The following is a 12413-nucleotide window of genomic DNA, read 5'->3' as shown; positions in this document are numbered from 1 at the left end:
CAGTTCCCAAGAAGGAAGCATCATCACTAACAAGCCAATAATAGATCTAAGAGGCAGCGGGACGATAAATCATCAAGAATGACTAACTAAACTAACATGATGGCTCAACTGAACACAAAAAGAGATAACCCTAATAAATTCAAGGATCATCTCTTTTTATATAAAACAATTGAACGCAAATAAACGCTATGATATAATCGATAACGCTACTGACAAATCATATAAATTCCAATAATTTTATTATCCCTATTTTCATAATACATCTAGAACTTTGATTTGTCAATGCTTTTTTTTGCCCCCAAAAAATAGAAAAGGATGGTGGAATGTGCGATCAGGCTGCGTACATCCTCAAGCGGTTTTGAGAAGAAGTACGCGGCGACTTACTTCAGTGGTGACTAGGCATGATCATGATTGTTCGCTTTTTTCTCTATATTAATGGTTAGGAGAGATGTTGAATGAATTCACTGGTTCTCGATTTTCAAGAAATGGATAACACTCAGCTTTTGCTTGTTGGTGGAAAAGGGCTGCACTTAGGGGCATTAGCCAAAATGGAAGGAATACAAGTGCCAGAAGGGTTTTGTGTTACAACAGTGGGATATCAAAAAGCCATCGAACAAAACGAAATGGTTCATGCTTTGTTGGATCAGCTAACTACGCTTAAAGTAGAAGATCGAGAACAAATTGATGAAGTCAGCAAAAAGATTCGACAGGCCATTATGGAAGTAGCCATTCCTTCCGATGTTGTGAAAGCAGTTGCCCACTATCTCTCCCAGTTTGGTAATGAATATGCTTATGCCGTGCGTTCTAGTGCGACTGCTGAGGATTTGCCGCATGCTTCTTTTGCTGGTCAACAAGACACCTATTTAAATATTATCGGCAAAGAATCCATCTTGGAGCATATCCGCAAATGTTGGGCTTCTTTATTTACAGAACGCGCGGTAATTTACCGAATGCAGAATGGATTTGATCACAGCCAAGTTTATTTATCTGTTATCGTTCAAAGGATGGTGTTTCCACAGGCTTCAGGGATTTTATTTACCGCTGATCCCATCAATGGCAACCGAAAGCTGCTCTCTATCGATGCTAGTTTCGGACTTGGAGAAGCGCTGGTCTCCGGCTTGGTATCTGCCGATTATTATCAAGTACAGGATGGAGTAATCGTCAACAAGAGGGTGGAAACCAAGAAAATGGCTATTTATGGACGAAAAGAAGGCGGAACAGAGACCAAGCAGCTCAGTCCTGATCAGCAAAAGACGCAAACCCTTACGGATCAACAAATTTTACAACTGGCACGCATTGGAAGACAGATCGAAGAACATTTCGGCTGCCCACAAGACATTGAATGGTGTTTGGCTGATGATACATTTTATATTGTTCAGAGTCGGCCGATCACCACTTTATATCCCATTCCTGAAGCAAATGACCAGGAGAATCACGTGTATGTATCTGTCGGCCATCAGCAAATGATGACTGATCCTATTAAACCACTGGGGATATCTGTTTGGATGTTAACAGGTGCTACACCCATGTTTAAAACTGGTGGTGGAAGGCTGTTTGTGGATATCACGATGGGCCTATCTTCACTGGATGGGAGGCAGAATTTATTGGATGTTTTAGGACACTCCGATCCGCTCATAAAAGACGCGCTTATTACCATCATAGAGCGGGGAGATTTTATAAAATTGGACCCATCTGACAAAAGCGAACCGGGGCCTGTTAAAAGCCATAAGGGTATGTCGTCTGCGGATATTCTGGAAGAGGCAGGAAATGACCCGGCAATTGTTGCTGATTTGATTAAGAGTAGTGAGACATCGTTATCAGCGTTAAAACGTAACATCCAAACGAAATCAGGATTGGATGTATTTGATTGTATCCTGGAAGATATGCAGCAACGGAGGCAGCGTGCATCAGATCTGAAAAATTTGAGTGTAATTATGTCCGCCATCCATGCTTCAGCATGGATCAATGAAAAAATGAATGAAATGGTTAGGAGAAAAAAAATGTAGCAGACACACTTTCCCTATCTGTACCTAATAACGTCACTTCTGAAATGGGCATGGAGCTACTGGATGTTGCAGATGTGATTCGTCCCTATCCGAAAATAGTTGAGTATTTACAACAGGTAAAGGATGATAATTTTTTAGATGAACTGGTTCAATTTGAAGGTGGGCAGCAGGTGCGTGATGCTATCGCTACTTATCTCGACAAATATGGCATGCGATGTGCCGGGGAGATCGATATTACAAGAACACGCTGGAGTGAAAAACCAAGTATACTGGTGCCTATGATCCTCAGTAACATCAAAAACCTTGAGCCTGGCGCCAGTAAACGAAAATTTGAGCAAGGGCGACAGGAGGCTTTGAAAAAAGAACAGGACTTATTAGCCCGATTGAAACAATTACCAGGTGGTGAACAAAAAGCCGAAGAGACAAAACAAATTATCGACCAGATCCGGAATTTCATCGGTTATCGTGAATATCCAAAATACGACATTGTTAGTCGCTACTTCATTTATAAACAGGCTTTACTAAAGGAAGCGGAACGACTCGTACAAGCCAAAGTTCTTCATGAAAAAGAAGATATTTACTATCTCTCTTTTGAAGAATTGCAGGAAACTATACGCACCAATAAACTGGATTACCAGGTCATCGACAAACGAAAAAATGAGTACAGATTATATGAAAAATTAACTCCCCCACGTGTTATCACATCTGATGGCGAAATCATTACAGGTCAATACAAACGAGAAAATATCCCCGCTGAAGCTATTGTAGGCCTGGCTGTTTCTTCGGGCGTTGTAGAGGGGCGAGCTCGTGTGATCCTGAATATAGAAGGGGCTGATCTGGAAGATGGCGACATACTAGTCACCGCCTTTACCGACCCCAGCTGGACTCCATTGTTTTTATCCATAAAAGGCTTGGTTACAGAGGTGGGCGGACTGATGACGCATGGAGCCGTTATCGCACGTGAATATGGCTTGCCAGCCGTTGTCGGAGTGGAGAATGCGACCAAACTGATAAAAGATGGCCAAAGAATTCGCGTGCATGGAACAGAAGGGTATATCGAATTTTTGTAATGGATAAATAAGGGGGGTTATTTATAGGCAGCGGCGGTCATTTAAGCTTGCCGCTGCATTTAATTCAACACATACAGGCCTGGCATTCGTTTCACGTATCCCACAGGTCAGTACCATGATTCCGCTAACTAGCGGTAGTATCATCCAAAAGTGATTTCCTGCATGAATTAGTGTTCAATTCTCCTGTATGATAAACTTGCAAGAAGTTATTAATAACTGCAAAGTGACCGACACTCAAGTCATGTGGAGTGCGTAGCTCGGATGGACTTTATCGGAAAAGGCTGAAAACCAAAACTTGTGATAGTTTTCTTGCTCCTTTTCACACTGTCTTTTGATTAGACACACTCCCGGACATTACGTCAAAAGCTATGTGCAGGCCTTCAAGCTGGAATATGTACATAGCTCGAACGCTATTGAAGAGCATGCCAGTTTGTTAAAGCCAGCATTGCCCAGGTCGTTGCTCAAGCTCTTTTTCCAGCTTATCCGGGACTGGAGAGACGCTTTGAGCGCGACTTTTTTCAAAGCGAGAAGTCCATGCGGCTTTTGTTTTATAAATTCAGTCCATTTAAAGCGGCTGGGAGGTATAAATATGCTAAAAACGATATTAGTTGTAGACGACGATGAAGAAATCGTAAAACTCATCACAAAGAGTTTAAAGTACGAGCAATTTGCAACACTTTCGGCATATTCTGGGAAAGGTGCCTTATCCGCATTAGAAGAAAATCATATTGATTTCATCGTTCTTGATATAGTGATGCCTGATATGGATGGACTTGATGTCTGCAGAAGTATCCGAAATTCTTATAATGTTCCAATTCTGTTTTTAAGTGCGCGTGATAAGGACATTGATAAAATCGTTGGGCTCGAAATAGGAGCAGACGATTACATGACCAAACCTTTTAGTATTCAGGAGCTTGTCTCCAGGATAAAGGCTCATTTCAGAAAAGTGGACAGACTTTTTAAAGAGTGGGATGAACTTAGTCCCAGTAACGAAAAGGCGGATTCTTCGCTCATTCTGAACGATAAGACGTTTGAAGCATTCCTGAATAGCAGGAAGCTCGACTTATCAACGAAGGAATTTCAGATTCTGTCTATCCTCATGCGCCACCCCAATAATGTATTGACTCGTGAGCAGATATATGAAAACGTCTGGGGAGACGAATACGGAGAAATAAATACCGTAACGGTTCATATAAAAAATATCCGTAAGAAACTTGGTCCTGAATATGACTTTATTAAAACAATATGGGGCATAGGATATAAATACACGGAAAGAGAGTAATAGTATGAAACTGAAAATAAAGCTTCCTCTTTTGTTCCTGCTGATGTTTATAATATTCATGTTTTCGATTGGGATGTACCTGAAGCTTGTCTTTGCAGTATATTCTCCTATACGCAGTTCATTGCTGGACTCGCGATATATATCATTGCTCCTGCCCATATTTGCAATTGCCTGCATCATATTTATTATTCTAATTATCTATATTCATTTTTGCATAGAGAAACCCATTCAGCTTCTGAATACCAGGCTTGAAGAAGTAAATATTGTACATCCACTGCCTCCGCTAGCTCTAAGAAGTAATGACGAGATCGGAGAACTTTATAAACACTTCAATAAGATGGAGCATCGGCTTCAACTCGCGCACAAAGAGCAGACTGATATGATCGCGGCAATTGCCCACGACTTGAAAACTCCCTTGACATCTATTAATGGCTTTACTGAACTGCTGGCTATGCACAAGGATTTACCAGAAACTGAAAAGCAGGAATATTATGATTTGATTCAAAAGAAGTCAGGATATATGGTCGAACTCATCAATGATTTCTCCAGCTTCACCAAAGAAAAACTGGAGTTGGAATCTATGGTAGCTAAACCTGTAAAAGCATCAAAATTATTTGAAAACATTGCCCTTGAATATGAATATGAGTTGGCGGGACTTGACAACGAGCTTACTTGCCGCCATTCATTCACGGAAAATATATGGCTGATGATCAATGAACCGATGATACGTCGGGTTTTTGGCAACCTCTTTAGCAATGCTGTAAGATATGGAGGGAAAAATAAGCTGAAAGTGTATATGACCGGTTACCCGCTAGGACAGTATGCCTTTTTTCAAATCGAGGATAATGGAATTGGAGTGCCGGATAAGGATATATCTTCTCTGTTCCTCAAATTTTTCACTGTGGATAAATCGCGACAAATTCAAAAGGGCGGGCTGGGGCTGGGTCTTGCAAGCTGTAAATCCATTATTGAACATCATAGGGGCGAAATTGACGCCTATCCTTCCGAATATGGCGGTTTGGGGATAAGATTCAGCCTTCCCTTGGCCGCACAACACTGATTTTATTTTTTGCACATTTTCTTTTACTACAGGAGTTAAAGGCTGCTGCCAGCTGTGAACACCCAGGCAGCAGCCATTTTTTATTTTTTTAGTGTTTTATTAATTTTTTATATTCTCTTTACAAACATTTATTTTTCTTTTAAAGAAGCTTTATCTTTGTGTTGTAAAAATTACTTGTAGTAAAAAAACTACAAGAACTAGAACTGGAAAAGGGGGATGTTACAATGTCAATTGAGTTCAGCCATTGGCCCAATCACTACATGATGTCATACCAAGTCACCAAAGCTTTAGGTATGGCAAGCCTCGGTGCTACGGACGTCACCGAGATCTACGAGGCCTGCAAAAAAATCGACCCCGAAGACAAGGACACGTGGCACAGGGAATGGCTCATAACGGCTCAGGCATTGGAAAGACACGGCAAGGAGGCCGAAACAGCTGGAAACTGGTATACAGCACGAAACTGCTACGTTCGTGCCTGCAATTACTACAGAATTGCAGAATATACGGTGATGGATGATGACACCGAGAAAATCCGTGTATTTAAAAAAGTAAATGAACTCTTCGAAGCTGCCGGGAAGTACTTCGATGTCCAACCGGAGAAGATCCAAGTCGATTACGAAGATGTCAAGCTGGATGGTTACTTCTTCTCCCCTTCCTGGATAAAAGGTCCGAAGCCGACCCTTTTTGCTCTCAACGGTGGTGACGAGTGGTCAATTGAAAACTATTTCTGGCTAGGTCCCGCTTTTATTTCGTGTGGATATAACTTTCTGGTCTATGATCAGCCTGGCACCGGCCTCTCGCTGTACGAAAAGGGAAAAGGAAGACGAGCGGACAGTGAGGCTTTCCATTCCCGAGCAATCGATTTTCTTCTAACGCGGCCGGAAGTCGATCCCGACAAGATTATCGTGCACGGTGAGAGTTTTGCGGCTTACGACTCTTTGCGATTCGCTTCGTTCGATCACAGAATTGCTGCCGTCATCTCCGACGGCGGTACGCATGCCTTTGATTGGGATGCAATGCTTAAATGGATGCCACCGAGTCTGGCCGCACATGGCATGAGAATTCTGGGGGCAAAGAGCATGGAGGACTTTGCGGGTAATCCGCGTTTTGCCTATGATCTTGAGGGGGTGCTTCACCAGATAGAATGCCCGCTTCTTGTAATGCACGGAGCGGAAGAGATATTGGTTCAGCCAAATCCGCTGACACAAGCCTTGAAAAATTATGAGCAAGCGGGTTCGAAAAACAAGACGTTCTTCCCGATAGAGGATAGACGACTTGGGGGATTAGAACACTGTCAGGTAGACAACATCAACGTGCTGCATGAGGTAGTGCTGAATTGGCTCTGCTCAATTGGGCTTGGGCCAGCCGCACCTCGCCCTAAGTGATTGCCAGGACGTCATAAAGTAAACTGGGGAATACGTCTATCGGATTCCCCAGTTATCCTTTCCAGGGGAGAAGTATTCGCTGGAGATGCTTTCGGAAGAAGAAATCAAGGAATTTGAAGCCGTGCAAATGTTTACGTGAACCCGAAGCTACAGATATTTACACTCAGCAGGTATTATCAGTGAATACGATCGTTTTTGGTACAAACTCGCTAAGTACAATCTGTTCAGAGAAAGATACCCATACGGTTTTAAATGTCTTATACACGCTTTTGGAAAATCCGTTAAAATAAATAATGTACTACTAATTTCCAACTGCTCAGATTTGTTTGAACGTTTCAGGGTTCATGCAGACCCTGAAACACTGCGGTTTCAGTTTTGCACTGATATTTGGATCATTGTCACAGTCTCCTGGTGTAATTTCGATTCGAGGTTATATTGGTGGGGCATAAGTCAGGCATATGCATTTATAGTTTCCTTAACCAGCTTTTTAGCTGGTCTTTTTATTTTTATATAGGTAGCTTCTATGCAAAACTATTTCCCACACCACACAATGAATAATTATTCAATAAAATATCTTATTTGAAAATGAACTACATATGTCAGGTCAAAAAATGTTAAAGTGTATTAGGGTAGCTTTTATACTTGTAGTACCAGGAAAATAACCGTTCCAATAATCGTCTGCTTATGTGAGCAAGACCAGCGCCGAGAGGATATCACTGGATTTTCCCGGGGCTGGTTCGTGATCAGGGACACAGCCAACTGAGTGTTCGGAGCGAACAAAAAGCTGCTCCTGCATCTGCAGGAGCCATTCTCTGAACGACCACAATTATCTTTTGCGTGTGCCTTTTCAGTACGCTGATACAAATAGCAAATTGTCGTCTATAATATCCGGATTATAACATTATTTACTGTAAAGTATTCATAAGCTTTTGCGTAGCGCTCCATCATTTTCTGGGCAGCTCTCACCGTCAACCTATTTATTTTCCCGGATGGAACAGTCAAAAGAGAAAGGAAAACAGCCGTTTGCTGTTCGGCAACATTGTAATAACTTTCTCGAATTTGTAGGTAGGATTTAAGATGTTGAAGAGCATTATCACTTTTGAAGAAAGGCATTGATTGGAGAAAGGGCTTGCCGTGCTTTGAAGGCGATATCGTTGAAAATAAATAGGGAGAATCACCATTCAAGCGAAGGTTTATATTGGAGTATCTTATGGCATTTTGTTTTCATGATTTCTATATCCCTCAAGTAAGTTAATTATAATAATAAAAAGTAGGGGATTCATATATGAAGAACGAGCACTTAAGAAATAGCACCATCTTCACCGTCGGGTCAAAGAAGAAAAAACTTTATCGCTAACGCCTTCTTACAATTGGTGTTTAACAATCCTGTCTCCCTCAATAAAGCTATCGGAAGCGTAACCTTTGCATCAGACGCCCGTAATAACTAGCACTCTCATTATGTTGTGCAAGTTTTATTAGTTACTGGAGGAGAGGGTTGGTATCAAGTAGACGGAAAACCAGTTCAATTCCTTAAAACAGGCGATGTGGTGAACATTCCACTGAACTTAAAATATTGGCATGGGGTACGAAGAATAGTTAGATTTGTATACTTAGTACCTAGACTGGGATGATACACGTAACCGAGGAAGAATATAAAAACTCTAATAAAAAATGAAAAAACATGCAGAAGCGGCAGCCGATCGGCTGCCGTTGTTTTAGTGTTTCGTTGTATACTGTGACCTTTATTGAAAAGGGAAAATGCCATCTACTTTACAGAATATAATTACCGATTAAAAACTTCTTTCTAGCAAGGTGCCAACTTGCGTGGCCATGACTTGCGGTGAATAGGGCATTCCATTTCGAATCCACCATTCAATAACCCCTACATAAGCAGTCCCAGCATATTGTAACATCACATCTTCGGTTAATTCCGCATTTTTTCCGCTTTCTTTGTCAATCTCCCCTTTGAACCCTTCCATGAAATAAGCAAGTAGCCGCGTTCTAAAAGATAAAGGTGTACCTTTTGATCCAGCTAGCATGGTTGAAAAAAGTAAATAATTTTTCTCAAAGTACTCGAAATATGGAACAAGAGCATCAGCCCACTCCATCTGACATGCCCACGTATCCATTTCTTTTAATTCATTAATGTGTGTTTCCATGATTTGATCTAATAAATCATATTTGTCCTGATAGTGAAGATAAATTGTACCGCGGTTTACGTTTGCCTTGTTTGCAATGTCTTGAATGGTAATGTCATCAAAGTTTTTTACAGCCATCAGTTCAATAACGGCTTTTTTTAAGGCTTCTTGTGTTTTTAGGATTCTCCGATCCACTTTAATCATCTTGTCTTTTCCCCCTGATCAACAAAATAATGAACACTTTTCCTGATGATGTTGCTATTTCAACAAATTTCGCTTTTTTAACCATTGAACTTAGGTTTCTTTTTTAAAATAATAGACATAAGTTGATAAAACAACCAGTTTTGCTTATTTGCTCTCCGTGGCATACATACCTAAAAGGGGAATTTAAATTTAAAAAAGAGGGGTGTTCACTTGGTGTTTAAATGGACATATGGGTACCTACGGAGGCATCGATAGATATGGACAATATACGCAGGAAGGTTATTCCACCCATATCGTTGTAACGCAGGATTTCGTGGTTCGAATTCCAGAGGGCATTAATCTTGATGTCGCCGCTCCAACACTTATGTGCTGGGATCACAACGTTTTCGCAGCTGCGCCATTGGGGGTTGATTCCGGCAAAAATATAGCCGTTGTTGGACTTGGTGGACTCGGACACATGGCTGTTAGGTTCGCTTATTCTATGGGGGCAGAAGTAACAAACCCATAACATCTAAAGCATATGCGTTAGCTTAAAGAAAGCATTTAAACAATCATAGGAGTTAAAAGAATGAAGACCCAAAAAAATTCTTTCGGTTTTGCTCTATTATTGGCCATATTTTCGGCGTTGGGGCCGTTTACCGTCGATATGTATCTTGCATCACTTCCGCAAATCGCTGTTTTTTTTGGAACAAGCGCAACTGCGGTTCAAGCGAGTTTAACCACTAGTCTGTTAGGATTAGGGCTAGGACAGTTGATAATGGGACCTTTAAGCGACATTTATGGAAGACGCCAGCCTTTGTTGATTTCCATGATACTATATATCCTTTCCTCTATTGGATGCGTTTTTGCTCCAAGCATAGGATGGTTTATATCTTTAAGATTTATACAAGGGGTTGCTGCGTCCGCTGGACTCGTTATTTCGCGCGCTATTGTTCGAGATCGGTTTAGTGGGATTGAAATGACTAAGTTTATATCGTTGCTGACAATGATCAGCAATGTGGCACCATTAATTTCCCCTACGGCTGGAAGTACGGTTATGTCATACTGCTCTTGGTCAGGTGTATTTATATTTTTAGGGGTGCTAGGCATAGGGTTAACTGGGATTACCATATGGGGGTTAGAGGAAAGCTTACCTGTACAACAACGTATTTCAGGCAGTCCCCGTGCGTTGATAAAAAATTATAATAGCTTATTCCGAAAGCGGTCTTTTATGGGGTATGCTCTAGTCAATGGCATATTGTTCGCAGGTGTTTTTGCCTATGTTGCAGGTACCCCTTTTATTTATCAAAACATATACGGCGTGTCGCCGCAACTGTTTTCAATCCTCTTTGCGTTGAATGGCCTTGCTATTATCTTGGGATCTCAATTCGTCAAACTGCTTGCAGGCCGGGTTACGGAAAGGCGGCTGTTTTTGATCGGAATAATACTAGCGTTTTTATCTTCTGCAGCAGTCTTATTTATAGTACTAGTACATGGAGTATTATCAGCTATGTTTATTTCGATCTTCTTATTCGCTTTATCCATTGGGATCATTGGCCCCATCTCTTTTACATTAGCAATGGATTCGCAGGGGCATATTGCAGGGAGCGCGTCTGCCGTGCTCGGGACCTTACAATTTGCATTAGGTGCCGTTACGTCTCCACTTGTGGGAATTGCAGGCGAAAATTCTGCTATACCTTTTGGAATTATTATTTTTTCTACAAGTTTATTATCTATAATTACCTATATCATTCTGGTTAAAGGGATAAAAAAATTATCCGGCACCAAAAATAGCTTTGAATCCAATACTTAACCAATCGCTAGCGAACATTAAGTAGGATCTAAAATGTAAAATGTTACACTAAACAATGGTGTCGAGATGCCGATACTCGGTTTTAGCTGAGAAACATCATAAATCCGTGGCTCAAGTTGCTTTACGTTGGTTGATACAAAGAGGAATTGTTGCGATTCCAATGTTTGTTCATAAGGAAAGAATTATTGAAAATTTCAATATCTTCAACTTCGAATTGAGCAGGGACGATATGGAGAGGATTGCTAAGTTGGATTCCAAAGAGAGTTTAATTTTATCTCTTCACGATCCTGAGAACGTTGAACGGCTCAGCAATATGAAATTTTATTACTAATTTTGGGGAGGTCTTATCACAAAATGCTCAAATCCAACAACACTATGTTCACGTAACAGTACCCAAATCCTTCCCATATATCGATTCAATTCCACATATAAACATATGCATATAGAATTGATTAATGGTTATAATGGCAGAGAAGTATGTGAAAAGTGTAAACTGAAAGAACTGTATTTAAGATGGTAAGTTAATTACTAGGACATATTGAATCTATTCTTAAGCACATATTGTCAACAGGGGGAAACATGGAGTTAAGAGTGCTTCGTTATTTTCTTACAGTCGCTCGTTTGGAAAGTATTACGCATGCAGCAAATGTACTACATGTAACACAGCCGACATTAAGCAGACAATTGGCTGACTTAGAAAAAAATTTAGGAACTCAATTGCTTATTCGCGGTAAAAAAAAAGGTGTCATTAACGGATGCTGGCATGCTTTTACGTCAAAGGGCAGAAGAAATCCTAACGATTGCGGATAAAACAGAGAGAGAATTCAAAGATCAAAATAATCTGGTTGGAGGGACTATCTCTATAGGAAGCGTTGAATCACTAACATCGCATTATTTATTTCAAACATTAAAAGCTTTTCATGAAGAGTATCCACAGGTTAATTATTATATTTATAGCGGAACAGGGGATGATATAAAGGAAAAAATAGACAAAGGATTACTTGAAGTTGGGATTTTATTAGAGCCCATAAATATTGAAAAATACGATTTCATTAGATTGCCTCAAAAGGAACGATGGGGAATTCTAACACAGGCTTCATCCCCTCTTGCTCAAAAAGAATATGTTACTCCCAATGATCTTGTTGGAGTTCCTTTACTTCTTTCTAGTCGTCCAACAGTACAAAATGAAATTGCTAATTGGTTTGCTGATGAATATGAAAATATACATGTTCTAGCCACATACAACTTAATTTCTAACATAGTTAATTTTGTAGATAATGGTATGGGAACTGCTATTTGTATTGAAGGTGCTCTTGCGATGACAGGTTCAAAACATCTTTGCTTCAGACCATTTTTTCCAGAACTCAAATTTAGTTGTGTTATTGTTTGGAAGAAACACAAGATTTTTAACCAGGCTACTTCTCACTTAATTCAATTAATCAAGTATGCCTCACAAGCATAATAAAACATAGATTA

General features: G+C 40.4%; 8 protein-coding genes and 3 pseudogenes. 9 read left to right on the top strand and 2 right to left on the bottom strand.

Features of this window, described 5'->3' with window-relative positions; genetic code table 11:
- The first annotated feature begins 455 nt into the window (after positions 1 to 455).
- The 4 genes and pseudogenes from ppsA to C400_RS0110695 all read left to right on the top strand — a co-directional run bounded on the left by ppsA (position 456) and on the right by C400_RS0110695 (position 6803).
- A pseudogene (gene ppsA, locus C400_RS0110710) lies at positions 456 to 3076 on the top strand (phosphoenolpyruvate synthase).
- 589 nt (positions 3077 to 3665) lie between these two features.
- Positions 3666 to 4358 (top strand): response regulator transcription factor, encoded by a 693-nt coding sequence (locus C400_RS0110705; protein ID WP_017426973.1) that lies wholly within the window; start codon positions 3666 to 3668, stop codon positions 4356 to 4358.
- A gap of 4 nt (positions 4359 to 4362) precedes the next feature.
- Entirely contained in the window at positions 4363 to 5418 is a 1056-nt protein-coding gene (locus tag C400_RS0110700) for a HAMP domain-containing sensor histidine kinase (protein ID WP_017426972.1), read from the top strand.
- A 224-nt stretch (positions 5419 to 5642) separates the two neighbouring features.
- The gene (locus C400_RS0110695) at positions 5643 to 6803 is read left to right on the top strand and encodes an alpha/beta hydrolase family protein (RefSeq protein WP_017426971.1); all 1161 of its coding nucleotides are present in this window, start codon (positions 5643 to 5645) and stop codon (positions 6801 to 6803) included.
- A gap of 879 nt (positions 6804 to 7682) precedes the next feature.
- Here the strand turns inward: C400_RS0110695 and C400_RS27760 are convergent.
- Positions 7683 to 7988 carry a hypothetical protein gene (locus C400_RS27760; RefSeq protein ID WP_185833256.1) on the bottom strand — a complete coding sequence of 102 codons (306 nt, stop codon included), beginning with the start codon at positions 7986 to 7988 and terminating at the stop codon, positions 7683 to 7685.
- 605 nt (positions 7989 to 8593) lie between these two features.
- Entirely contained in the window at positions 8594 to 9145 is a 552-nt protein-coding gene (locus C400_RS0110690) for a TetR/AcrR family transcriptional regulator (protein ID WP_017426970.1), read from the bottom strand.
- A gap of 214 nt (positions 9146 to 9359) precedes the next feature.
- Between C400_RS0110690 and C400_RS0110685 the strand changes: the two are divergent.
- The 5 genes and pseudogenes from C400_RS0110685 to C400_RS0110670 form a co-directional block, all read left to right on the top strand.
- Positions 9360 to 9644 (top strand): annotated as a pseudogene (locus C400_RS0110685) (alcohol dehydrogenase); the annotation flags it as partial.
- Between the two features lie 69 nt (positions 9645 to 9713).
- Positions 9714 to 10937: a multidrug effflux MFS transporter gene (locus C400_RS0110680; RefSeq protein WP_017426969.1), complete on the top strand. Its 1224-nt coding sequence runs from the start codon at positions 9714 to 9716 to the stop codon at positions 10935 to 10937.
- Between the two features lie 82 nt (positions 10938 to 11019).
- Positions 11020 to 11268: pseudogene (locus tag C400_RS26775) on the top strand (aldo/keto reductase); the annotation flags it as partial.
- 248 nt (positions 11269 to 11516) lie between these two features.
- On the top strand, positions 11517 to 11747 hold the full coding sequence (locus C400_RS27755) for a LysR family transcriptional regulator (RefSeq protein ID WP_232795351.1): 231 nt from the start codon (positions 11517 to 11519) through the stop codon (positions 11745 to 11747).
- A complete protein-coding gene (locus C400_RS0110670) occupies positions 11680 to 12399 on the top strand; it encodes a LysR family transcriptional regulator (RefSeq protein ID WP_232795350.1) in 720 nt (239 codons plus the stop codon). The genes C400_RS27755 and C400_RS0110670 overlap by 68 nt, the downstream gene beginning before the upstream one ends.
- The last annotated feature ends 14 nt before the right edge of the window (positions 12400 to 12413 follow it).

Source organism: Paenibacillus sp. ICGEB2008, assembly GCF_000307675.1.
Lineage (GTDB): Bacteria > Bacillota > Bacilli > Paenibacillales > Paenibacillaceae > Paenibacillus > Paenibacillus polymyxa.
Note: the sequence above shows the minus strand (reverse complement) of the source record. Positions and strands in the feature narration are given on the sequence as shown.

Coding starts and splice junctions, on each gene's coding strand:
- C400_RS0110700 (WP_017426972.1), top strand. CDS start 4,363: ATGAAACTGAAAATAAAGCTTCCTCTTTTGTTCCTGCTGATGTTTATA.
- C400_RS0110680 (WP_017426969.1), top strand. CDS start 9,714: ATGAAGACCCAAAAAAATTCTTTCGGTTTTGCTCTATTATTGGCCATA.
- C400_RS27755 (WP_232795351.1), top strand. CDS start 11,517: ATGGAGTTAAGAGTGCTTCGTTATTTTCTTACAGTCGCTCGTTTGGAA.
- C400_RS0110695 (WP_017426971.1), top strand. CDS start 5,643: ATGTCAATTGAGTTCAGCCATTGGCCCAATCACTACATGATGTCATAC.
- C400_RS0110690 (WP_017426970.1), bottom strand. CDS start 9,145: ATGATTAAAGTGGATCGGAGAATCCTAAAAACACAAGAAGCCTTAAAA.
- C400_RS0110705 (WP_017426973.1), top strand. CDS start 3,666: ATGCTAAAAACGATATTAGTTGTAGACGACGATGAAGAAATCGTAAAA.